This is a genomic window from Streptococcus sp. 2022WUSS037 (assembly GCF_044427225.1).
Classification (GTDB): domain Bacteria; phylum Bacillota; class Bacilli; order Lactobacillales; family Streptococcaceae; genus Streptococcus.
The window spans coordinates 210,222-232,364 of sequence record NZ_JAOTGJ010000001.1 but is presented as its reverse complement, the minus strand read 5'-3'; the positions used below and the strand labels follow the sequence as shown (position 1 = coordinate 232,364).

Below are 22,143 nucleotides of genomic sequence, written 5' to 3'. Positions count from 1 at the left end.
TATACTGTTTGGGTAAGGATGAATAGGTGAAGTAGGGGGACTAGTATGGATTTAGGACAAAAAATCGAGCAACTGAGGCTAGAAAAGGGGCTGAGCCGCCCAGATTTTTGCGGAGATGAAACCGAGTTGACAGTACGGCAATTAGCTCGGATAGAAAGTGGTCAATCGCAGCCCTCTATTCCCAAGTTAGAGTACATTGCCCAGCGTTTAGGCATTCCAGCCTATAGCCTGATGCCAGACTATAAGGAACTGCCACAAGGCTATCTGGAACTCAAGTACAAGTTGCTGCGGGAGCCGATATATAATAAAGTGGAGGTGTTGGATAAACAGGAAGGGTATATCGAAACCATATATGATACCTATTTTGAAGAACTCCCAAAATCTGAGCAAAGAATTTGTGAAGCTATGCAGGCTATGGTTGATATGGTGCGGACCAATCAACCAGATTATGCAGTAGGTTTATTGGCAGAAACAATGCCACTTCTTATGAATAAAGAAGTGTGTGATGTCAATGACTTGATTCTTATTCGGCTCTTTTTTGTCCAGCAAACAATAGGAGAGAATACAGTTAGTAGAGTTCAAAATAACTTTGAATCTATCTCGTTTTTAATGAAAAAACTAGCCAGCAGTCAGACATTTGTTCGATTAGAAGATACTTTTTATTTAAGAGATGCGATTATCTCAGGTCTAGCCTGCTTTGAACTGGTAGAATATTATGACGATGCCCCTATCTATATTGATTGTCTTCGTGGAATAATGGAAGAGACGCAAGATTATCAAAAGAAACCTCTCTTGTTTATGCTGGAATGGAAAACGGCTTTGAAATTGGAGGGGAATTATGAAAAAGCTGAAAAAGTTTACCAGTCAGCCAAATTGTTTGCTCAGGTCATTGGAAATGACTATCTGGCACAGAAATTAGCAGAGGAGTGGCAGAAAGATTTGAAAAAATATTTGTAACTATAATTTATCGGTGACATAAATGTCATCGCTGAAAGACCTAAAAGATGAGATTGTTCGTCTTTTAGGTCTTTTTTGATCTCTTGAATGCCTTTTTACGCTTTATAGATTATTTTCGATGACATTGTCGTCATTGGTGATTGTAAGAATATGTTTTATAATCTGTGATGTAAAGAGATGAGGAGATTTTAACAACCAGGTATCAATTGGACTAGGAACAAATACGAGAGGTATATATGTAAATGTGACAAAAATGTCATTTGCTGACCCTTAAATATACTCTATAATTGCTAATATAACTGAGATAAGTCAGTTTTGACATTGCTGTCATTGGTGATTTTCGAGAAAGTAGGTATACTAATCATGTAAATAAATTTAAAAGGAGTTAAGAAAGTATGTTTGGATATTTCAATCTTTTGGATATTTCAGGTTGGTGGATAAAGAGAAGATAGGATATAGGATGTATTTTTGAAAAGGTGTATATTCTGTGATAGGAAGTTAGACCTAAAAAATAAACAATAAGACAGAAACAAAAGGAGAAAATTAAAATGAAAAAGACACTTAAAAAATTTGCACTCATTGCAGGACTTGCAGCAACAATTGGCGGAACAGCAGTAGCTTCAGCGGCTGTACAGTATCCTGGTGGAGGAGTTTGGACGTACGGAGCAGCAAATGGTGGCGCCTATTCAAACTATTATCACAGCAGTCGCTACCATAGTTCAACAGTTGTAAGTAGATGGACTGGAGCCTCAAGTAAAGGGTATGCACAGGCAGGACAGACCTCTCGTGCATGGATTAGTACAAAACGTGGAGAGCAAGCAGCTTTCTATTACAACTATTAACACAGTACATTTGCTTGGGACTACTTTCTGTAGTTTCCAAGCAATTCTTTGGAGGAGACGATGAAACGTTTATTTATTCTAGTATCGACCGTATTGGTAGCGATTTACCTGGGTATTTCTTTGGCTGGTCAGGTTAGTCTTGTAGAGTTTGGTTCTTATCAGGCAGTGGATGTCATCGGGAAAGATACCAATAGACAGACAGCCAACCGTGACCAGGTGACAGAGGTTTTGACCGACTTGGCAGATGAGCATAAGAGTGTGATTGCTAGACGGATTGTCGAGCCTAATGCTTCTGGGGAAACCAGTTTTACCTACGCTATCTATGGTAGCGGACAGGTTCCAGAAGGTTTGACCGTTTCCTCCAAGGAAAGTGCTGAAACCAGCGACTTGGTTAGTTCTTATCTGATTGTTTCAGGAGATTTGGACAACCAAGTCTTGAAAGAAAGTTTGGAATCACTGGGTTACAGTGGCATGGTCCATCATGGCTATTCTCTTTTTAGCATCTTCCTGTCCACGGTCGTTTCAGAAGTGGCCATACTGAGTTTCTTTGTCTTTCTCTTGACCTTCATGGCTCTCACCTTAATCTATCGGATCAAGACTTTACGATTTGCAGGTATACGTCTGATTTCTGGCCAAGGTTTCTTACAGGTGGTGGCTCGACCTTTATGGGAGGATGTCCGTCAGATTGTGATGGCTACATTGGTGGGGGCTATAATCGGACTTCTTATCCTCTATCTTCAAGCTGGATTTTTACTATCCATCTTGCAGGTCTTCTTCCTGGGTCTCTTCCTCTATGCACTGGCTCTTGCTAGTATTTCTGTCCTACTTAGTCTGGTGTATTTACTAGGTTTGAGGCACAATAGCTTGGTTGATTTGCTCAAGGGAAAACTTCCTCTCAAACGGATGTTGGCTATGATGATGGTTGGGCAACTGCTGGCTATTTTGGTAGTAGGTTTTAGCTCTAGTCGTCTATTGCAGGGCTATCAGGAAATCCGCTTGCTGGAACAGGCACAGGAAGAATGGGCATTGAGAGATGACTATTACAAATCTGTTTTTAGTTACAGCTCTGCTATGATGTCTGAAGAGGAAGTCGCCCAGCAGAATAAAAAGTGGCGGGAGTTTGCCAAGGGACAGCTAGAAGCTGGGTCGGCTCTATTTGTGAAAAGCAATGTAGACCAGTATCTCTTTGGTAGCGAGGTGGATCCAGAGGGCAATCGCCTGACGGATTATAGTCCTCGTGGCAATGTCCTCTATGTAACACCAGCATATCTGACCGAGCAGAAGGTGGCAGTGGATACCGCATTCTTGGAGAAGATGAATCACTTGACTTTAGGGGAATATGGCTTGATTTTGCCAGAGAGCTTGCGACATCAAGCAAAGCAAGTAGAGGAGATGTTTCAGGCAGAATTAGAAGGATTTTCTCGTGAAAGCTTGGAAGCAGGTAGCCAGCAGTTATTTGATACCAAAATCAGTCTGACCTATACAGATAGCGGTCACCAGCGCTTCCTCTATAATGACGGTGAGCGTAGCCAGCTTCAGTATCTGACAGATCCGATTATTGTTGTCTTAACTCCGAAGTCCACTGGTGCAACACCGATTTCAGATATGTTCTGGGGAACCAGTATTGATGTGGGGATGAAGTTTAAGGACTATCAGGCTACGATTGAAGCCATGAAGGAGCAGGGTGTGTATAACTGGGTGTCTTATTTGGTCAATCATCGTTTGACCTTTATGGGTGTCTTGAACACCAAGCGGACAGAGTTTTATTCGCTACTCATTGGCACAGTCTTGACTTTAGCAACTGCCATTTTGCTCTTTGATGCCATGAACTTGCTCTATTTTGAGCAATTCAGACGAGAAATTTTTATCAAGCGCTTGGCAGGAATGACCTTCCGTGAGCTTCATGGACACTATCTCTTGGGACAACTGGGGGTATTTGTAGTAGGTTTACTTGCATCAGTTTGGTTGACAAGTAATCTTGTTATGAGCAGTTTGGCAGTGGGCTTGCTTGCTGTCAATGCCATGGTGATATTGAAACTGCAAGATAAAAAAGAACAGACTGCCAATGTCGCAGTATTGAAAGGACAATAAGATGATTGAGATTCAGGGATTGAAAAAGAGTTTTGAACAACGGGTGATTTTTTCTGATTTGAATATGAAGCTTGAAAAGGGGAAAATATATGCCTTGATTGGTAAAAGCGGCAGTGGCAAGACGACCTTGTTGAATATGCTGGCCAAGCTGGAAGCTACTGATGGTGGGCGGATTATGTATCAGGGACAGGATTTGTCCACCTTATCTTCGCAGGTTTTCTTTCGGCAGGAGATGGGCTATCTGTTTCAACATTTTGGTTTGTTGGAAAATCAGTCCATCAGAGAGAATTTGGACTTGGGATTTGTTGGGCAGAAGTTGTCAAAAGCTGAGCGCCTGCAAAGGCAGTTGGTGGCTATGGAACAGGTCAATCTGGGCTATTTAGATATGAATAAACCTGTCTATACTCTATCAGGTGGTGAGGCGCAGAGGGTTGCCCTAGCCAAATTGATTTTAAAAAATCCTCCCCTGATTTTGGCGGATGAACCAACCGCCGCACTTGACCCCAAAAATTCTGAAGAGGTCATGCAGCTCTTGACAGAATTAAAAAATGACAAGCGTGTGATTGTCATTGCGACCCACAATCCTGCTATTTGGGAAAAGGCAGATGTGGTAATTGATATGAAGGAGATTGGACATGGATAATAAATTTAGGTATTATCGCAATCCAGACTATACGATTGGACGTAGAAAGATGGATATGTTGGTCATTGAAAATTTGACGGATAACTTAATGTTGTATCAAGTTCGGGTAAATGGGTATTTGCTGGACTTTGTCAGTGCAGAGGGGCACGTAATCAGACGTTATAGACTGAAGGATTTGCCCTTGGATGTCGAATTAACTGTGGCAGATGTGGAAGACGATGTAGATTTGACCTTACCGGAAAATCTGACCTACCGCCAATTTGACTTTTTCAAAAATATTGCCTCTAAATAAAAATTATCTCCTCTAGGTTGAACTTAGAGGAGACTCTTCTTATTTCTTCTGTTTACGGACATAGAGCCAGTAGCTAATCCAGTAGTAGATGGTATAGAGCAAAGCGGCAACAAAGCTCCAAAAACCGATAGCAGCTAGGATATAAGTGAGGTCAGGGAAGAGTAATTTTAAAAAATGATAAAAGAGTAGGTAGAGATATAAGTATAGCCAGTAGTATTTTTTGAAATGTTTCATCACTTTTCCTCCTTGCTACTTTTCTTTATTATAGCATTTTAATATATATTTTTCAACTTGTTCACAAATCACATTGACAAAGCATGGTTTTTGGAGTAGAATAAGACTAAAATTAGGAGGTGCTTATATGAAAAGACCAATTCATCTGTATATTTTTGTGATACTATCCAGTATTGCCAGTATTTTAAGGCTGTTCAATGCCTTTGTTTCGACATTTAACGAGGAGCAACTTCGCACATACACGCAGGGAGCTGTTGGGGTTGATGTGGAAGAGTTAATTCTTGTTTCGCGCGAAACAGCCAATTTCCAGACCAGCATGATTCATAAGATAGCAGCTATAGCTATGTTTGGTCTGCTGATTGCGGTCATTGTTTTCCTCTTCATGAAGAAAAATGAGATGGCTTCCTATCTCTACATTGGCTATCTATTTTCGACCTTACTGCTGAATACCTATAACTACCTAGCAGGTAAGGGGATTGCGCAACTCTACTCAGATGCAGCCTTTCGTGATGTGACAGCAGCAACTATGTTAGGGGGCTACATCATCAATATTGTCTTATTTGCTATTTACTTTGGTGTGACGGTGTTCTTCCATTTACGTAAGCCAAAGGAACAGCCAAGTACCGCTATTAATTCCACAGATATTTAATCATCTAAAAAACTGCACGGTTAGCATGAACCGTGCAGTTTTTGTTTCTTATGGAATTGCAATATAACGACGGACACCGGAATAGCTGATATAGCTGAGCCATTGTTTGCCTTCGGCAGTGACAATGCGGTCATAGCGGACAGATGAGCCGGCGTTATAGTAAGCAACCTCGGCAGAGGATAGGCTTGGTTGATTACGGATACTAGCTCTACTACGGAAGGTGTAAGTACCTGATGCAGGAAGCTGATTGCTAGCTTGAGTAGATGGCTGTGCTACTTGAGTTGTTGTTATTTGCTTGATAGGAATATAACGACGAGCCCCTGAATAACTAAGATAGCTAATCCACTGATATCCATCTGCTGTCAGTACTTTATCATAACGAACTGTCTCTCCAGAGTAGTAGTAATCGATAGTCGGGCTGGATTGTTTGGCTTCATTTTTAATAGGTGCTTGTTGAGTGAAGGTATAAGTTCCGCTTGAAGCTAAGCTAGAGGAATTAGAAGTGGTTGGCTTTGTTTGGGTAATGGACGAGCTAGATAGGTCTTTGAAATGAATGTAGCCACTGACAGAGTTCTTATGGATAAGCCGTCGATTGTAAGTATAGCGTGTACCGTAGTTGTATTCTTCAATTTCGACCATATCTCCCTGAATGCTAGTTACCCAAGCAACGTGCATGGGAGAGGTCCACCAGGCTACAGCACCGGCTGCCGGATTCATGTCGACACGATATCCTTCCTGGCGAGCTCTAGTTCCCCAGACATTCGCATTGCCATAAGCTGGTGGAATTTCAAAGCCGTTGACCTTACTGAGGCGAAAGGCTACAAATGAAGTACATTGACGGGTGTAGAGCCTCCAGGGGTCAATGGCATCAATGGCTGTGTATGGGTAGTCATCTCCCAAGGCACTTGTGGAGCTAGAACGCGTGCTAGCGGTACGAGCTTGGTTGGTTATTTTTTTAGAAATGGCAGAGCTGGTTGAAGTTGTTCGGTCTGTCTGTTGCGGGTTCCTGTTTGTCTGTCTGGCTTGGTTATGGCTTTCCTGTGAAGCAGGTGGGGTCTGTTGGGAGCTTGCTGGGGTGGTTTGACTGATTTGAGGAATGGTCATCTGTGCTTGCTGGCTTGATGAGGAAGGAGTTCCTGTTTCAATCTTTTCTGGGGAGATTTGTCCGTTCTGTTCAGGGCTGATAGGACTGGTAATGGTGTTGGTACTTGTTTGCTTTGTTTCAGATGGATTTATTTCTGTTTGACTGACTTGACGTTCTCCCTGTCCAGTAGAACTGCTTGTTGTGGTCTGGACGGTAGCTACGCCTGCGTTTGTACTTGTTTCTGTTCCTGTATTGGCAGTAGCCACTGGGCCAGCTGTCAGACAGGCGTAGGCAAGTAAAACAGAGGCGGCGCCGAGTGAATAGGTGCGGATAGAAAAACGTGGTTGATTTGTTGTCAGTGTTCTTTGTGTCATTCAGACTCCTTTAAAAAATATTTTGTAGAGGTCTTAGAACCTGTATTCACTAGTAAAGTACTTTTAGATAAGAGACCATTTTTCGCTCATCAAGGAAGTTTTTGAGAGAATACTGACTGTATTTTGAAAAAAACGAATGATGAGTAGCTGAAAAACTAGCTTTATACTCAATAAAAATCAAAAATAGCAAGTCTAAGCTACTTATAACATGTGAAACCTTAATTTATAAGTTTGAGTTGAGGATTGTGGATTTCAAGTAGCTGTTTTCTTCTAAAAAAATAACAAAATCGAAACGCTCCATATCCACTGTGAGTGGTAGGTGGCTATTTTTGATTTTAAATGAGTATTAAATGGAAGCACTGAACTGTGAATACAGGTTCTTATTCCCCCTCGCTAAATCTATTCGCACTTGTCTGACAATTTTTGAAATTTTTTAGTCGTTTACTGAAATTTATTGGTTGCTGGCAACGAAAAATCCTCAACCAGTAAGATTGAGGATAGGATGTAATTACATTTTTTCTGGTGCTTTTACGCCGAGAAGACGTAGAGCTTCTTTGAGGACGACACCAGTTGTGTAGGCAAGAGCCAAACGGCTGTCACGCTCTGGGCTTTCATCCAAGATACGCGTGTGTGCGTAGTACTTGTTGAAGGCTTGTGCCAGGTTAATAGCATATTTAGCGATGAGAGATGGGTCAAATTTGTCACCAGCACGTTCTACAACGTTTGAGAAGTTTTGGATGTGTTTGATGATTTCCCAGCTTTCTGCGTCAGCTAGTTTGTAGTCATTTTCTGCGCTTGGTACAAAATTGGCTTTGCGCAGGATAGACTGGATGCGGGCGTATGCGTATTGTACATAAGGACCTGTTTCACCTTCGAAGGAAACCATAGCTTCCAAGTCGAAGTCGTAACCATTGTCACGGTCGGTTTTGAGGTCGTAGAACTTAACAGCGCCGACACCAACTGCGTGTGCTACTTCTTCCTTGTTTTCAAGGTCAGGGTTTTTGGCTTCGATTTGAGTAAGGGCGCGTGAAATAGCTTCGTCTAGAGTTGGCTCGAGTAGGATGATATTTCCTTTACGAGTGGATAGCTTTTTCTTGTCCTTGGTAACCAGACCGAAGGTGATATGGGTCATATCGTCGCTCCAGTCGAAATCCATTTCTTTCAAGACAGCCTTGAGCTGTTTGAAGTGGTTGATTTGCTCCTGACCAACGACATAGATGCTTTTCACAAAGTCGTAGGTGCGTTTGCGGTACATAGCTGTTGCCATGTCACGTGTGATGTAAAGTGTTGCACCGTCTGTTTTCATGATGAGGGCTGGTGGAAGATTGTAGCTTTCGAGGTCAACGATTTTGGCCCCTTTCGACTCTTGGAGAAGTCCTTTTTCTTCTAAGATTTGGATGCCTTCGTCCATCTTATCGTTGTAGAAAGCTTCGCCGTTATAGCTGTCGAAGGTTACATCCAGCTTATCGTAGATGCGATTGAATTCAACCAAGCTTTCATCACGGAACCATTGCCATAGCTCGTGAGCTTCTGGATCGCCATCTTCCAATTTTTTGAACCATTGACGTGCTTCTTCGTCCAACTCAGGCTTTTCTTCCGCCTCAGCGTTGATACGCACATAGAGTTTGAGGAGTTCTGAAATTGGGTCTGCTTCGACCGCAGCCTTGTCCCCCCAAAGTTTATAGGCAACAATCAACATACCGAACTGTTTACCCCAGTCACCCAAGTGGTTGATACGGATTGGATTGTAGCCAAGCTTTTCGTGGATGTTAGCAAGGGCATCACCGATAACGGTTGAGCGCAAATGGCCAACTGAGAATGGTTTAGCAATGTTTGGACTAGACATATCGATGGTTACGTTGCGTCCTTGACCGATGTTGAGTTTACCGTATTGGTCTTTTTCAGTAATAACATCTGTTAAAACTTGGTGGGAGATAGCAGCCTTGTCCAAGAAGAAGTTGACATAAGGACCCGTTGCAACGACTTTTTCAAAACCAGTCGTATCCAATTTTTCAACGATGTCTGCTGCGATAGCCTGTGGAGCCTTGCGTTCTACTTTTGCCAAAGAGAAGGCAGGGAAGGCAATATCGCCCATTTCTGATGATTTTGGTTTTTCTAGCAGATTGTAGATAGCTTCCACTTCCAAACTCGGAAGGATGGCAGCCAATTTTTCTGCAATCATTTGTTTTTGATTCATATAGGATTTCCTCCAACGTTATTGATTCTATTTTATCACATTTCTAGGCTAATAGCGGGGAAAAGTGTTATAATATTTCTATAAATATACATTCTGAGGTAAAATGATGAATAAAACAGGACGACATGATTTGATTCGGGCCATGATTCGTCAGGAAAAGATTGGACGTCAAACAGATATTCAGCAGGCATTGGAGGCTCAAGGAGTAGTGGTGACCCAGACCACATTGTCACGGGACTTGCGTGAATTAGGCGTGATAAAAATTCATGAAAATGGGCATTCCTTTTATTCTTTGGCAGTGGAGGAAGACGGAGTTAACTTTATCCAATTATTGGCACAATATGCATATAAAGTCGACAGAGCTAGTTTTATCCTAGTTCTTCATTCGGACCTTGGGGAAGCTGCTTTGATGGCCAATATTATCGATGCTGAAAAGCCAAAGTCGATTTTAGGAACCTTGGCAGGTGCAGATACCTTGTTGGTCATTTGTCGAGACGAGGAGGCTGCCAAACAGGTTGAGGCTGAAATAAATTATTACTTGAATTAGAATTGAGAGAAAGAATGGCAACAGATAAAATTTCTCCAGGCATGCAGCAGTATCTGGATATCAAAGCAAACTATCCAGATGCTTTTTTGCTGTTTCGCATGGGTGACTTTTACGAATTATTTTATGAAGATGCGGTCGAAGCTGCGCAGATTTTGGAATTGTCCTTGACCAGTCGTAATAAGAATGCGGAAAATCCGATTCCTATGGCGGGGGTACCGTATCACGCGGCACAACAGTATATCGACACACTTGTTGAATTGGGGCACAAGGTCGCAATTGCCGAGCAGATGGAAGATCCTAAGCAGGCAGTCGGCGTGGTCAAGCGGGAAGTAGTACAGGTCATTACTCCTGGTACGGTAACAGACTCGTCCAAAATGGGAGCAGACAGTAACTATTTGGTTGCGATTGACCGTCAGGGAGTGCAGTTCGCACTTTCTTATATGGATGTGTCAACAGGTCAGTTTTTTGTGACTAGTTTGGATGATTTTACTAGTCTTTGTGGTGAAATTCGTAATTTACGGGCGCGTGAATTGGTCATAGGCTATGCTTTATCTGAGGAAGAAGAGCAGGTCTTTTCGAACCAGATGAACCTCCTGCTCTCTTTTGAGGATGAGGTGACAGAGGATGTCCAATTGATTGATAACTCCTTGACAGACTTGGAAAAGGCTGCGGCAGGTAAACTCCTCAGCTACCTACATCGGACTCAGATGCGAGATCTGAGCCACTTGCAAAAGGTGGTCCACTATGAAATCAAGGACTATCTGCAAATGGACTATGCAACCAAGTCCAGTCTGGACCTGCTTGAAAACGGTCGGACAGGCAAGAAGCATGGTAGTCTGTACTGGTTGCTAGACGAAACTAAGACAGCCATGGGTATGCGCCTATTGCGGACATGGATTGATCGTCCCTTGATTGACCTTAAGCGGATTGAGAATCGTCAGGCTGTCGTTCAGGTTTTTCTGGATTACTTCTTTGAACGGAGTGACTTGGTCGAGGCTTTAAAAGGTGTCTATGACATCGAACGCTTGGCCAGCCGGGTGTCTTTTGGAAAAACCATGCCCAAGGATCTCTTGCAGCTCTCCCAGACTCTGGGAAATATCCCAGCAATCAAGAATATCTTGCTACAAATCAATGAGCCTGCTCTAGGCAATCTGGTAGCTGGATTGGACCCAATTCCAGAACTGCACGCTCTCATCAGCTCTGCTATTGACCCAGAAGCCCAAGGGACCATCACAGATGGAAATATTATCCGTACGGGCTTTGATGAAACGCTGGATCAGTATCGTCTGGTCATGCGTGAGGGAGCGGGTTGGATTGCAGAGATTGAGGCCAAGGAGCGTGAAGCGTCTGGTATCAACAATCTTAAGATTGATTACAATAAAAAAGACGGTTACTATTTCCATGTGACCAATTCCAATCTGGGCAATGTACCTAGTCATTTCTTCCGTAAGGCGACTTTGAAAAATTCAGAACGCTATGGAACGGAAGAGTTGGCTAAGATCGAAGGGCAGATGTTGGAGGCGCGTGATAAGTCTGCTAATTTGGAGTACGAGATTTTCATGCGGATTCGCCAAGAGGTTGAGAAGTATATCGGTCGCTTGCAGAAGTTGGCTCGGACCATTGCAACCATCGATGTTTTGCAGGCTTTTGCAGTTGTGGCGGAGCAGCAACATTTGGTTTGTCCATGCTTTACAGATCAAAGAGAATTGACCATTGACCGTGGTCGTCATGCGGTGGTGGAGAAGGTCATGGGCAAGCAGACCTACATTCCCAACTCTATTCATTTGGATACTGATACGCATATGCAACTGATTACAGGTCCAAACATGAGTGGTAAGTCTACCTATATGCGGCAGTTGGCGGTTATCGTCATCATGGCGCAGATGGGTTCCTATGTGCCTGCGGATCAGGCTGAATTGCCGATTTTCGATGCTATTTTCACCCGTATTGGGGCGGCAGATGACCTGGTTAGTGGTCAATCGACCTTCATGGTCGAGATGATGGAGGCCAATAAGGCAGTCCGTCTGGCGACAGATCGGTCGCTCATCCTCTTTGATGAGTTGGGACGGGGAACAGCCACCTATGACGGTATGGCCCTGGCCCAGTCTATCATCGAGTACATCCACGACAAGATTGGTGCCAAGACTCTCTTTGCTACCCACTACCATGAGTTGACAGACCTTAGCCAGACCTTGGAACACTTAGAGAATGTCCATGTATCAACCTTGGAGAAGGACGGCCAAGTCACCTTCCTCCACAAGATTGCACAAGGCCCAGCTGACAAGTCCTATGGGATTCATGTGGCTAAGATTGCGGGAATGCCAGAGGAGCTATTGCAGCGGGCGGATAGGATTTTGCAGACGCTTGAAAACCAAGCCCCTACTGCACCAACTCACCCAGCTCCGTCAGTCGTAGAAGAGCCGTCTGGACAAATCGACCTCTTCGCAGACACGCCTTCTCACCCAGTCCTCGATGAACTGGCAAAACTGGACATCTACAATATGACTCCTATGGAAGTCATGATGGCAGTGGCGGAGTTGAAGAAAAAATTATAAGAAAATGAAAGTCAGGACAAACGTTCTGGCTTTTTTGAGCAAAGAACGAACGTTTGAATCCTTTTTTGTAAAAATCTTGTTTTTTTGATGTGCATAGGCTATACTGATGAAAGAAAAAAGTAAAGAATGGGATATGACTGGCTATGCAAAATCATCAGGACGTGCGTGCGAAACTGTTTCAATTGGAACAATTGGTTTTGGATATATATGCTGAACTAGAAAGGCAAAATCCGCAATTTGCCCCGATTAGCTGGTATGTGTATCATCTGGGTTTGGATGATGAACAGGCTAGCGAACTCATGCAGTATTTTCTCTTTAAACAGGATAAGTCTCTTGAGGAACTAACGGCTTGGTTGGAAGAGTGGGTTGCGACCAATCGTTACTCTTATCCTCGTGATTTTATTGAGAAGATGGCTCGTCGCTACCATGAAGAAGTTACACGGGCAGTGGATAGGGCGGATGCCAGTCTGTCCTTAGAAGATTTGGAGCAGTTGAAGGTAAGCGGAGCTTTCGATGGGCTAGATGAGTTTGAAGAGTAAAGCCCCAGAGGTTTTTGGTTCCTCACATAAAAAAGTTGGTATAAAAGACTAAGTCAGGACAGCTGTTCTGGCTTTTTTGGCGTTTAGTGCTGGAAAACAACCACATAGCCAAAAGCCCTTGAAACCACTCGAGAAATGGTGTTTAATAAGGGCAGAAAGAGAAAGGAGAGCATATGAAAGTAAAACTAGCTATTTCACCAGACATTGTAGAAGACTTAGTAACTATTGAAGCTCAAGCTATGTCAGAGCAGGTTAGTCATCTGGTATCCTATATTCAAAACTTGGATAAGCAGAGATCCAGTCTAACTGTCAAAAAAGGGGAACAGGTTTATCTTGTTGAACATGATGAGATTGTCAGACTCTACTTGGAAGATAAGGTTTTACAGGTGGAAACAGTAGAAACTACCTATACTTCCAACCTACGCTTGTATCAGGTTAAGGAGGACTTGCCGGCAAACTTCTTACAAATCTCCCAGTCGGAAATCATTCACATCAAGCAACTGGACCACCTCAAGCTAACCGCCAACGGTCTGGTCAAACTGGTCATGAAGAATGGGTCGGTCACCTACTCCTCCCGTCGCTATCTAAAAGTTATCAAAGAAAGGTTAGGACTATGAAAAAATACATCTTATCAGCCAGTTTAGGCATTGCCATCGGAACTATTGTCTCCATTATCGCATCAGCTGTTTTCGGGCAAGGAATCTATCTCCCTCTCAATCCCTTTTCACCCATGGGGGCTTACTACCTGAGCAACTTTAATCAAGTAACCGTCATGATGATTTGTGTAGTTATTTGGGCGGCAATCGGTATCTTATTCCAGCTGGCAGACACGATTTTTGAACAGGACTGGAGCCTTCTACGAATGATAGCAACGCATTTTTGCATCACAGCTTTAGGCTTCACACCGCTGGGTATTTTGGCTGGTTGGTTTCCCGTGAAACTTGGGGCTCTTCTCTTTTTCTGGTTTATCTTTGTCTTGATTTACGCTTCTCTCTTTTTCCTAAATTATCGGAAAATGGAGCGGCAGATAAAGGACATCAATGGTCGTTTGTAGTATAATAGCACTATCATTTTGTTGGAGTGTTTTATGAAAATTATTTTGACGATTGTTTATAGCTTGGGAGTGGTGTGGAATATCCTCTTTCTTGCGGTGAATGTTGGCAGAATTCCTGTCATCAACTTGCTTTGGCCTGCTGTGATTTTAGTGGCCTGTGTCATCAATTTGTACTTCTTATGGACTAGAAAACAAGAGTCAGAATAGGCTCTTGTTTTCATTTGCTTTTCAGAAATAAAAACTATATCTAGTGTAAATTTTAAATTTTTATATTTTTTTACACAAGATATTGATTTTTGTTTTGTGAAGTGCTACACTAATAGAAGTGAAGAATTTTGGAGGTTTGTCAGATGAATGTGCAAGAAAATGTCTTACCGAGTATAGAATTATTGGTTTTGAAACGTGATGGACGGACAGTATCCTTTGACCAGGATAAGATTTTTTCTGCTCTTCGGCGGGCAAACCAAGAATTAGAACATCCTGTTTCAGAGGCAGGTTTAAAAATTGTATTAGAAGCTGTTTTGGCTGAAATTGGTCGCCGATTTGAGAAAGATGTTCAAATTTACGAAATTCAAACGGTCGTTGAACAGGAATTGTTAAAGGCTCATTTATATGACTTGGCGGAGCTTTATATTCAATACCGAACACGCCGTGATTTTCGCCGTCATCAGGCTACCGATATTAATTTTGAAATTCATAAGCTGTTGAGCAAGGACCAGTCTGTGGTCAATGAAAATGCCAATAAGGACGCGGATGTGTTCAATACGCAACGGGACCTGACAGCAGGTATTGTCGGAAAGTCTATCGGTCTCAAATTATTGCCAGCTCATGTGGCCAATGCCCACCAAAAAGGTGACATTCATTACCACGACTTAGATTACAGTCCTTATACTCCTATGACCAACTGTTGTTTGATTGATTTCAAAGGGATGTTGGCACAGGGCTTCAAGATAGGAAATGCCGATGTAGAAAGTCCAAAATCAATTCAAACAGCTACGGCTCAGATTTCACAAATCATTGCTAATGTGGCTTCTAGTCAATATGGTGGTTGCTCAGCTGACCGTATCGATGAAGTTTTGGCGCCCTATGCGGAACTTAACTACCAAAAGCATTTGAAAGACGCCAAGGATTGGGTGTTAGCAGACAAGCAAGAAGAATATGCGCGTGCTAAAACGCAAAAAGACATTTATGACGCTATGCAGTCTTTGGAGTATGAAATCAACACCCTCTTTACGTCCAACGGGCAAACGCCGTTTACTTCGCTGGGCTTTGGTTTGGGAACTTCCTGGTTTGAACGGGAAATTCAAAAGGCCATTCTCAACATTCGTATCAAGGGTCTGGGACGGGAAGGTCGGACAGCTATTTTTCCAAAGCTGATTTTCACAGTTAAGCGTGGCTTGAACTTGGAGCCAGATTCTCCAAACTATGACATCAAGCAATTGGCGATTGAATGTGCAACCAAGCGTATGTATCCAGATATGCTTTCTTATGACAAGATTGTTGAGTTGACAGGTTCCTTCAAGGTGCCAATGGGCTGCCGTTCTTTCCTACAAGGTTGGAAGGATGAAAATGGCCAGGATGTGACATCTGGGCGGATGAACCTAGGTGTCGTAACCGTCAATTTGCCACGGATTGCCATGGAGTCTGCAGGAGATAAGGATAAGTTTTGGGAAATCTTTGCAGAACGCATGGCCATTGCCAAGGATGCTCTGGTCTATCGTGTGGAACGAGTGAAGGAGGCAACCCCGGCCAATGCTCCAATTCTCTATCAGTATGGGGCATTCGGCAAACGCTTGGCTAAGACAGACGCAGTAGATGAAGTCTTTAAAAATCGTCGAGCAACCGTATCTTTGGGGTACATTGGTTTGTATGAAGTCGCAACAGTATTTTACGGTGGCGAATGGGAGACCAACCCAGAGGCAAAAGATTTCACGGTGGATATTATCAAGAAAATGAAAGCCTTGGTTGAAGATTGGTCGGATGAATATGGTTATCATTTCTCAGTTTATTCGACACCATCTGAAAGCCTGACGGATCGTTTCTGCCGCTTGGATACGGAGAAGTTTGGTCTGGTTGAAAACATCACCGACAAGCAGTATTACACTAATTCCTTCCACTACGATGTACGGAAAAATCCGACTCCTTTTGAAAAACTGGACTTTGAAAAGGTCTATGTGGAGGCAGGTGCTAGCGGTGGCTTTATCCACTACTGTGAATATCCTGTCTTGCAACAAAATCCAAAGGCCTTGGAGGCTGTTTGGGACTATGCCTATGACCGTGTGGGCTATTTGGGGACCAATACTCCGATTGACCATTGCTACGCCTGTGATTTTGAGGGTGATTTTGAGCCTACGGAGCGTGGTTTCAAGTGCCCAAACTGTAGCAATAGCGACCCCAAAACAGTTGACGTTGTCAAGCGGACCTGTGGTTACCTAGGCAATCCGCAAGCCAGACCCATGGTCAAGGGTCGCCACAAGGAGATTTCGGCGCGTGTCAAACACATGAATGGGTCTAGTTTATAAAGAATGGACATGAAGGCTTCCGTGGTTTTGAGGAACTACGGAAGTTTGTTATAATAGGGGGAAACACTTAATAGCTCTGCTATTTTTCAAAAGGAGAAAACAATGGGAAAATACCAATTAGACGACAAGGGCAAGGCCTTGGTGGCACGTTATCATGAGAAGAATTCCAATGTGAAACAGGACAAGAAGGCGCGTGTGCAGGAATTGCTCAAGCAAGCAAAGAATAAGAAAAAATAGTATGGATTGAGAGACGAGAGTATGGAACTAAGAAGACCAACTGTGGCGGATAAGGAAACGATTTTGGATATGTTGGCCGAGTTTGAAGCAGCAGGCTCTGCTATGGACGGAGGCTTTATTTCCAAAGATGTGGATTTTGCGGACTGGATTTTGCGAAACCAAGATTATGAAGCAGGCCTAAACCTGCCAGACGGTTTTGTCCCTTCCATTCAATATGTGTCGTTTGACCAAACAGGTCGAGCCCTTGGTTTTCTCAGTCTACGCCTACGTCTCAACGATTTCCTGCTCAATAAAGGCGGTCATATTGGCTATTCCATTCGACCGTCCGAGCGTGGCAAGGGCTATGCCAAGGAACAACTGCGACTTGGTTTGCAGGAAGCTGCAACCAAAAACATTTCTAAAGTCCTTGTGACTTGCTCGACAGACAATCAAGCCAGTCGCCGCACGATTGTGGCTTGTGGCGGTAGCCTAGAAGACGTCCGCGAAGGAGTAGAACGTTACTGGATTGGCTAAGAGAAGGAGGCAGCTATGACGGAGCAGACCTGGAACAATCCCAAACCAGGCGAGTGGAAGAGTGAGGAACTCAGTCAGGGACGGATTATGGACTACAAGGCCTTTAATTTTGTGGACGGCGAAGGCGTGCGGTGCTCCCTCTATGTCAGCGGCTGCCTCTTTCACTGTCCTGGTTGCTACAACGTGGCCACCTGGTCCTTCAAGGCCGGCATTCCCTACACCAAGGAGCTGGAAGACCGCATCTTAGCAGACTTGGCCCAGCCCTATGTACAGGGCCTGACCCTCTTGGGTGGCGAGCCCTTTCTTAATACAGGTACGGTCCTCCCACTCGTCAAGCGAGTTCGGGAGGAATTGCCAGACAAGGACATTTGGTCCTGGACAGGTTACACATGGGAAGAATTGATGCAGGAAACGCCAGACAAGCTAGAACTGCTCAACCATTTGGACATTCTCGTAGACGGCCGCTATGACAAAAACAAACGCAACCTCATGTTGCAATTTAGAGGCTCTTCCAACCAACGCATCATTGATGTGCAGAGGTCGCTCAAACAAGGACAGGTAGTTATTTGGGAGAGGTTGGAGAAATGATGGGTATTCATTTCATTTATTTCCCAGATACTTGGAGTGAGTAGCAAAATTAAGGTAAATAAAAGCATAGTTCTAGGGAGGCAGTTGCCTCTTTTTACTTGCCTTCTTGCAAAAAAAGATTATAATAATATTCAAAATATATTGTATTGAGAAAGTGAGGCAATCTATGTTAGTGGTGAAAATTGACCAGTTTTCTTACGGTAAAAAGCTCATTTTCAAAGATATTCATATGGAAGTCCCGTCCTCGAAAATCATCGGTCTAGTTGCACCTAACGGGACAGGGAAGTCAACCTTGGTTCGAATTATTTCTGGGCATATTACTGGATCAGGGATAGAGGTGAACTATCATGGAAAGAGCTATCAAAAGGACAAGCAATATATGCGTCAACAAATTGTAAAAATGCCTGACCAGGCAGATTTGTACGACGAACTGACTGGCTTACAGCACTTGGAATTTTACGCTGCCATGTGGGGAGTAGATGTCACTTATCCACAAGAAATAGTGACGGTCTTAAATATGGGGACCTATATTCATAAAAAAGTTGGGACCTATTCATTGGGAATGCGTCAGCGCTTGTGTTTTGCTTTGGTAGTAGTGACTCAGGCTAGCTACATGCTCTTAGATGAAGTCATGAATGGTTTGGACCCAGACAATGTAGAAATGATTTCAAGTTTATTGAAAGACTTGCGGGCCCAGGGAAAGACCATGCTTATTGCTTCTCACTTGTTAGATAATTTAGACAGTATTGCTGACAGTATTTACTTTATCAAGGATGGTCATTTTTCAGTTGTCTACCACCCCCAGGAGCAGGCTTTGGAAACCGTATTGCTTTCCTTTTCATCTAAAAATGCAGTGCAGGAATTTTTAGCCTTAAAGCCACACTTTACTTGTGTGAATAATGAGGAATGTCAAGCCACTATTCAACTGGATGAGCTGGGGGAAAGTCTTTCTGATTTTTTGGATTGGGCAAGTCGCAACCTAGATGATGTGAGAGAGATAAAGGTCGGTCGAAAAGGTAGTTATCTCATATATAAGGAATTATATGGGACCGAGGAGGAGGGAGACTAGTGGTGCGGACTTTGAAAACACAATTCCTGCTCATCATCAACAATCGTTTATTGAAGATGCAGGCTATCGGAATGCTTCTCTGCTTGCCAATGTTGATTTTGTTCCTTTTTAGCTCTTTGGAACATCAGTCGATTCAGTATGCTGAAGATGTAGCTAGACAGAGTGAATATGCGCAAGAAGATATAGAGTGGATGAAAACGACCTATGATGCGTCCTTGCAAGAAAAACATGCAAGAGAATTCCAGTTAGATAGTATGGTGGTACAAAAGGCAGAGTATTTTGCAAAGGGACAGTATGTCAGTTATCTACAAGAAGCAGTCAATAGCTGGAAATTACTTTTCTCCCTCCAGAAGGTGAGAGGCTACAATATAACGGAAAGTCAATTTCCTGCACTTCATTATGGAACAAATATGGCCTTTGATGATATTAAACGAGCTACTTTAAACATCAATTTTGCTAGGCAAAGAGTGGCCATTTTCGAAGGAATGCTAGCTTCTACCAAGGAGGTTACAATCAATGAACTTGTTGGTATTACTGCCAGAGGGCAATTTTATCGCTGGTTGGGTCACGCAGGCCCTGAGGTTTTGTATCTGCCCCTATTTTTCCTGCTGACACTTTTGTTTTCAAGTTCCATTTTTTTAGATGATAAGCAACATGAGAGCCTCTTGGAAGTAAAACCGATTAGTCACTTGAAGTATTTATTGGATAAAATCATTAGTTACTGGTTGCTGATCAGCGGTTTTGAAATCTTCTTGCTAGCCATCATACTTTTTGCTATCAGTAGCAGGTTTGGAGCTGGCGATTGGACGCTGGGCATTTTGACCTTCGTGGGGCAAGAAGAAGTGCAGATTTCTTCAATGGAGTTTTATGGAAAAGCAGTTCTATTTTTCCTTTTAATCAATTTTTTTCTGATTACATGTTTGGCTTCTTGCAATAAGATTTTCTCCAACAAGCCCCTGACGGTCTGTCTAAGTGGACTTGTCCTATTTTTAGAACCACTTTTGCGTTTTTTGCAGATAAACTTTTGGGGGCAAGATCTTCTCCCTAGTTATTACATTAGTTTTGGTCCAATCTTACATGGTGTGAAAGATTATTTTTTCTATAGAGGAGATTTTTCGGTTGAAAAAGGATGGATTGTTCTATCTCTTTGGACGCTAGTTCTATTTACAATGATGTATCTTAGTGTTCTTGTAAGGGAAAGGTTTCGACAGGAAAGAGGGAGAATATGGGGATAACAAAGATAGATTGGAATTTCTTGTGTTCAAAAAATTTTATTTTAAAGGCAATGTTATCAATCGGCTTCTTATTTTTGCTATTTGTAGGCTATAGTCTTTTTTTCCCAAGTCCAAGTCCTCGAGACTTAGTTGATCGCCAATTCAAAGTAATGGATAGTTTAGTGACCATTTATAAAAGCGACACGGAGCTGACTGCTGAAAGAAAGGAAGAAATAAGAGAACAAACCAACCGTATTTTTCAAAATTATGCTCAAGAAGATATGGTATATGTTTCAAATGATTCGGTTGAAAAATTAGTCCCAATCTTTGAAGAGCGCCTGACATTACTGGAGGAGTATGAACAACTATTTCCAGAATATTATCAAGAATATTTGCCAGATAAGAAATATGTAGAGCAAGAATTTATGGTGGTGCAATTTCTTGTTAAGCGTCATCAAGATTATACAATTTATAAACTCTATGGTCCCTTCTTTGAAAAACTCTTGATCTTTTTGGGTTATGGGGGCAGTCTGCTGATTTTTACTTTATTGACTGGCTCCTATTTTCAGAGAAAATATGCTCATTATACTTTGTTGGAAATTCTTCCTGTCACGAGAAAAAGAGAAGTTCTTATAGAACTCCCCTACACAATCGTATTGTTTTATCTATTTCCGACATCCTTAATTTTTTTGTATGCTGGGCTGTACTCCATTTTCATAGCTAAGACCAATCTGTTTACCTATCCCGTCTATCAAATGAGGACCGAAGGACAAGTATTATTGTCCATGGCTGAACTTTCTATCACCTATCTCTTATTTCTATTTCTATCTTGTTTATTGATTTATATTTTACAAGATTATTTAATCGGGTGGATGAAAGATAGTACGGTGACTACCATTCTAATTTATGCTATTTCACTACTGTCCATATGGAATAAACACTTTTGGTCACCCTTGTTCCACATGTTTCCCTTGCCGATTTTACAGTCGGATACAAATATGTGGCTAAGCCTTGTAATTCTTTTGATAACGACTCTTGTTTTGCTTATAGGGAGAGAATATTTGTCGGTTAGGTCATTCTTCTTTCCAAACTAGTATAGTCTTTTAGTTTACTTTTAGTACTAGGCAACGAGCCGCAGGCATAACTGGAGTTAGGCAAGGCGAGTTAACGAAGTAATAAAAGAAAAACTAAATGACGATATAGCGTCTAGGCTATTCTAGCGGGAGTACTTTGACTGCACTGTTTCTAACCTCCAGCGATCTCCCAGATAGTTGGAGTTAAAAGCAAACAATAATAACCAGTTGTCCTCTTTGCCTGGGCAGCTGGTATTTTTTGACCAAATGTAGAACAAAAGTAGATCAAATTCACTCAAAAAACGAGAAAAAGCCTTGATAAATCAAGACTTTCCTCATATCAACCAATCCTCCCTGTAGGGATCGAACCTACGACCCACGGATTAAGAGTCCGCTGCTCTGCCAGCTGAGCTAAGGAAGGGCAAAATAAAAATGCTGTATTGGTACCGGTTATTCAAAGATTGTATTGATCCCGCACGCTAGAAGCAGGTGGGTGACGTGTTTTTGACTTAGTTGCTTCTGGGTGTACCAGCCTGCATACTGCCAAAAGATCTTTGTCTCCCTAGTAATACAAAAATAGTCGGTCAACACATAGGTATGAATTCGTATACCACAGCAGTTCTTATTTATGATTTAATATTACCACATTTTTTAAAAAAATCAAGAGAAAATCGGCAAAAAATGAAAACGTTATCAACTTTTTTTCTTGTTTTGTTTTAGATGCCTGATTTTTTCTTGGGTCATGCCCAAGGCACGCTCGTATTTGCCGGTGTCGTTGGCGGTGAAGTAGTCCGCATTCAGTAACTTATCGGGCAGGTATTGTTGGTCCACCCATTTTTCAGGATAGGCATGCGGATACTGGTAGCCAA

At 42.5% G+C, this 22,143-nt stretch carries 22 protein-coding genes, 1 tRNA gene, 1 other RNA gene and 1 pseudogene; 19 read left to right on the top strand and 6 right to left on the bottom strand.

What is annotated here, in order from left to right:
- Positions 1-45: 45 nt before the first annotated feature.
- From ODU55_RS01130 to ODU55_RS01110, 5 genes are all read left to right on the top strand, one after another.
- The gene (locus ODU55_RS01130; RefSeq protein ID WP_398581599.1) at positions 46-957 is read left to right on the top strand and encodes a helix-turn-helix domain-containing protein; all 912 of its coding nucleotides are present in this window, start codon (positions 46-48) and stop codon (positions 955-957) included.
- Between the two features lie 548 nt (positions 958-1,505).
- Complete coding sequence (locus ODU55_RS01125) at positions 1,506-1,799, top strand: lactococcin 972 family bacteriocin (protein ID WP_105114197.1); 294 nt, start codon at positions 1,506-1,508, stop codon at positions 1,797-1,799.
- Between the two features lie 60 nt (positions 1,800-1,859).
- A complete protein-coding gene (locus ODU55_RS01120; RefSeq protein ID WP_398581598.1) occupies positions 1,860-3,890 on the top strand; it encodes a bacteriocin-associated integral membrane family protein in 2,031 nt (676 codons plus the stop codon).
- 1 nt (position 3,891) lies between these two features.
- Entirely contained in the window at positions 3,892-4,533 is a 642-nt protein-coding gene (locus ODU55_RS01115) for an ABC transporter ATP-binding protein (protein ID WP_024376021.1), read from the top strand.
- Positions 4,526-4,825 carry a hypothetical protein gene (locus tag ODU55_RS01110; protein WP_398581597.1) on the top strand — a complete coding sequence of 100 codons (300 nt, stop codon included), beginning with the start codon at positions 4,526-4,528 and terminating at the stop codon, positions 4,823-4,825. Before ODU55_RS01115 ends, ODU55_RS01110 begins: the two co-directional genes overlap by 8 nt.
- 39 nt (positions 4,826-4,864) lie before the next feature.
- Here the strand turns inward: ODU55_RS01110 and ODU55_RS01105 are convergent, their stop codons facing one another.
- Positions 4,865-5,059 carry a hypothetical protein gene (locus ODU55_RS01105; protein ID WP_100881828.1) on the bottom strand — a complete coding sequence of 65 codons (195 nt, stop codon included), beginning with the start codon at positions 5,057-5,059 and terminating at the stop codon, positions 4,865-4,867.
- Positions 5,060-5,186: 127 nt separating this feature from the next.
- Between ODU55_RS01105 and ODU55_RS01100 the strand changes: the two genes are divergently transcribed.
- On the top strand, positions 5,187-5,708 hold the full coding sequence (locus ODU55_RS01100) for an MFS transporter (protein ID WP_398581596.1): 522 nt from the start codon (positions 5,187-5,189) through the stop codon (positions 5,706-5,708).
- A 48-nt stretch (positions 5,709-5,756) separates the two neighbouring features.
- Here the strand turns inward: ODU55_RS01100 and ODU55_RS01095 are convergent, their stop codons facing one another.
- Positions 5,757-7,166 carry an SH3 domain-containing protein gene (locus ODU55_RS01095; protein WP_398581595.1) on the bottom strand — a complete coding sequence of 470 codons (1,410 nt, stop codon included), beginning with the start codon at positions 7,164-7,166 and terminating at the stop codon, positions 5,757-5,759.
- Positions 7,167-7,674: 508 nt separating this feature from the next.
- Positions 7,675-9,363, bottom strand: a complete 1,689-nt coding sequence (gene argS / locus ODU55_RS01090) for an arginine--tRNA ligase (protein WP_398581594.1) — start codon at positions 9,361-9,363, stop codon at positions 7,675-7,677.
- Positions 9,364-9,469: 106 nt separating this feature from the next.
- Between argS and argR the strand changes: the two genes are divergently transcribed.
- From argR to ODU55_RS01025, 13 genes are all read left to right on the top strand, one after another.
- On the top strand, positions 9,470-9,910 hold the full coding sequence (argR, locus tag ODU55_RS01085) for an arginine repressor (protein WP_029186008.1): 441 nt from the start codon (positions 9,470-9,472) through the stop codon (positions 9,908-9,910).
- A gap of 14 nt (positions 9,911-9,924) precedes the next feature.
- On the top strand, positions 9,925-12,465 hold the full coding sequence (gene mutS, locus ODU55_RS01080; protein ID WP_398581593.1) for a DNA mismatch repair protein MutS: 2,541 nt from the start codon (positions 9,925-9,927) through the stop codon (positions 12,463-12,465).
- A gap of 143 nt (positions 12,466-12,608) precedes the next feature.
- Positions 12,609-13,004: a hypothetical protein gene (locus ODU55_RS01075; protein ID WP_222309200.1), complete on the top strand. Its 396-nt coding sequence runs from the start codon at positions 12,609-12,611 to the stop codon at positions 13,002-13,004.
- Between the two features lie 173 nt (positions 13,005-13,177).
- The gene (locus ODU55_RS01070) at positions 13,178-13,621 is read left to right on the top strand and encodes a LytTR family DNA-binding domain-containing protein (RefSeq protein WP_398581592.1); all 444 of its coding nucleotides are present in this window, start codon (positions 13,178-13,180) and stop codon (positions 13,619-13,621) included.
- Positions 13,618-14,058 carry a DUF3021 domain-containing protein gene (locus tag ODU55_RS01065; protein ID WP_398581591.1) on the top strand — a complete coding sequence of 147 codons (441 nt, stop codon included), beginning with the start codon at positions 13,618-13,620 and terminating at the stop codon, positions 14,056-14,058. The genes ODU55_RS01070 and ODU55_RS01065 overlap by 4 nt, the downstream gene beginning before the upstream one ends.
- Before the next feature lie 33 nt (positions 14,059-14,091).
- Entirely contained in the window at positions 14,092-14,265 is a 174-nt protein-coding gene (locus ODU55_RS01060) for a hypothetical protein (RefSeq protein WP_029188822.1), read from the top strand.
- A gap of 143 nt (positions 14,266-14,408) precedes the next feature.
- Positions 14,409-16,580, top strand: coding sequence for an anaerobic ribonucleoside-triphosphate reductase (nrdD, locus tag ODU55_RS01055; RefSeq protein ID WP_398581590.1), 2,172 nt, complete (start codon positions 14,409-14,411; stop codon positions 16,578-16,580).
- A 102-nt stretch (positions 16,581-16,682) separates the two neighbouring features.
- A complete protein-coding gene (locus tag ODU55_RS01050; protein WP_014638808.1) occupies positions 16,683-16,817 on the top strand; it encodes a hypothetical protein in 135 nt (44 codons plus the stop codon).
- 21 nt (positions 16,818-16,838) lie between these two features.
- Positions 16,839-17,330: a GNAT family N-acetyltransferase gene (locus ODU55_RS01045; RefSeq protein ID WP_398581589.1), complete on the top strand. Its 492-nt coding sequence runs from the start codon at positions 16,839-16,841 to the stop codon at positions 17,328-17,330.
- A gap of 15 nt (positions 17,331-17,345) precedes the next feature.
- The gene (gene nrdG, locus ODU55_RS01040; protein WP_398581588.1) at positions 17,346-17,918 is read left to right on the top strand and encodes an anaerobic ribonucleoside-triphosphate reductase activating protein; all 573 of its coding nucleotides are present in this window, start codon (positions 17,346-17,348) and stop codon (positions 17,916-17,918) included.
- Between the two features lie 166 nt (positions 17,919-18,084).
- Positions 18,085-18,987 (top strand): ABC transporter ATP-binding protein, encoded by a 903-nt coding sequence (locus ODU55_RS01035; RefSeq protein ID WP_398581587.1) that lies wholly within the window; start codon positions 18,085-18,087, stop codon positions 18,985-18,987.
- Between the two features lie 2 nt (positions 18,988-18,989).
- Complete coding sequence (locus tag ODU55_RS01030; protein ID WP_398581586.1) at positions 18,990-20,222, top strand: hypothetical protein; 1,233 nt, start codon at positions 18,990-18,992, stop codon at positions 20,220-20,222.
- A gap of 149 nt (positions 20,223-20,371) precedes the next feature.
- The gene (locus ODU55_RS01025; RefSeq protein WP_398581585.1) at positions 20,372-21,295 is read left to right on the top strand and encodes a hypothetical protein; all 924 of its coding nucleotides are present in this window, start codon (positions 20,372-20,374) and stop codon (positions 21,293-21,295) included.
- 327 nt (positions 21,296-21,622) lie between these two features.
- Here the strand turns inward: ODU55_RS01025 and ODU55_RS01020 are convergent.
- The 3 genes and pseudogenes from ODU55_RS01020 to ODU55_RS01010 form a co-directional block, all read right to left on the bottom strand.
- Positions 21,623-21,695: transfer RNA gene (locus ODU55_RS01020), tRNA-Lys, on the bottom strand.
- A 7-nt stretch (positions 21,696-21,702) separates the two neighbouring features.
- A non-coding RNA gene (gene ssrS, locus ODU55_RS01015) (6S RNA) lies at positions 21,703-21,896 on the bottom strand.
- A gap of 71 nt (positions 21,897-21,967) precedes the next feature.
- Positions 21,968-22,143 (bottom strand): annotated as a pseudogene (locus ODU55_RS01010) (replication-associated recombination protein A); the annotation flags it as partial.

Bases quoted from the DNA above. Each gene is read 5' to 3' on its own strand.
- ODU55_RS01130 (WP_398581599.1), top strand. From the start codon at position 46: ATGGATTTAGGACAAAAAATCGAGCAACTGAGGCTAGAAAAGGGGCTG.
- ODU55_RS01125 (WP_105114197.1), top strand. From the start codon at position 1,506: ATGAAAAAGACACTTAAAAAATTTGCACTCATTGCAGGACTTGCAGCA.
- ODU55_RS01120 (WP_398581598.1), top strand. From the start codon at position 1,860: ATGAAACGTTTATTTATTCTAGTATCGACCGTATTGGTAGCGATTTAC.
- ODU55_RS01115 (WP_024376021.1), top strand. From the start codon at position 3,892: ATGATTGAGATTCAGGGATTGAAAAAGAGTTTTGAACAACGGGTGATT.
- ODU55_RS01110 (WP_398581597.1), top strand. From the start codon at position 4,526: ATGGATAATAAATTTAGGTATTATCGCAATCCAGACTATACGATTGGA.
- ODU55_RS01105 (WP_100881828.1), bottom strand. From the start codon at position 5,059: ATGAAACATTTCAAAAAATACTACTGGCTATACTTATATCTCTACCTA.
- ODU55_RS01100 (WP_398581596.1), top strand. From the start codon at position 5,187: ATGAAAAGACCAATTCATCTGTATATTTTTGTGATACTATCCAGTATT.
- ODU55_RS01095 (WP_398581595.1), bottom strand. From the start codon at position 7,166: ATGACACAAAGAACACTGACAACAAATCAACCACGTTTTTCTATCCGC.
- argS (WP_398581594.1), bottom strand. From the start codon at position 9,363: ATGAATCAAAAACAAATGATTGCAGAAAAATTGGCTGCCATCCTTCCG.
- argR (WP_029186008.1), top strand. From the start codon at position 9,470: ATGAATAAAACAGGACGACATGATTTGATTCGGGCCATGATTCGTCAG.
- mutS (WP_398581593.1), top strand. From the start codon at position 9,925: ATGGCAACAGATAAAATTTCTCCAGGCATGCAGCAGTATCTGGATATC.
- ODU55_RS01075 (WP_222309200.1), top strand. From the start codon at position 12,609: ATGCAAAATCATCAGGACGTGCGTGCGAAACTGTTTCAATTGGAACAA.
- ODU55_RS01070 (WP_398581592.1), top strand. From the start codon at position 13,178: ATGAAAGTAAAACTAGCTATTTCACCAGACATTGTAGAAGACTTAGTA.
- ODU55_RS01065 (WP_398581591.1), top strand. From the start codon at position 13,618: ATGAAAAAATACATCTTATCAGCCAGTTTAGGCATTGCCATCGGAACT.
- ODU55_RS01060 (WP_029188822.1), top strand. From the start codon at position 14,092: ATGAAAATTATTTTGACGATTGTTTATAGCTTGGGAGTGGTGTGGAAT.
- nrdD (WP_398581590.1), top strand. From the start codon at position 14,409: ATGAATGTGCAAGAAAATGTCTTACCGAGTATAGAATTATTGGTTTTG.
- ODU55_RS01050 (WP_014638808.1), top strand. From the start codon at position 16,683: ATGGGAAAATACCAATTAGACGACAAGGGCAAGGCCTTGGTGGCACGT.
- ODU55_RS01045 (WP_398581589.1), top strand. From the start codon at position 16,839: ATGGAACTAAGAAGACCAACTGTGGCGGATAAGGAAACGATTTTGGAT.
- nrdG (WP_398581588.1), top strand. From the start codon at position 17,346: ATGACGGAGCAGACCTGGAACAATCCCAAACCAGGCGAGTGGAAGAGT.
- ODU55_RS01035 (WP_398581587.1), top strand. From the start codon at position 18,085: ATGTTAGTGGTGAAAATTGACCAGTTTTCTTACGGTAAAAAGCTCATT.
- ODU55_RS01025 (WP_398581585.1), top strand. From the start codon at position 20,372: ATGGATAGTTTAGTGACCATTTATAAAAGCGACACGGAGCTGACTGCT.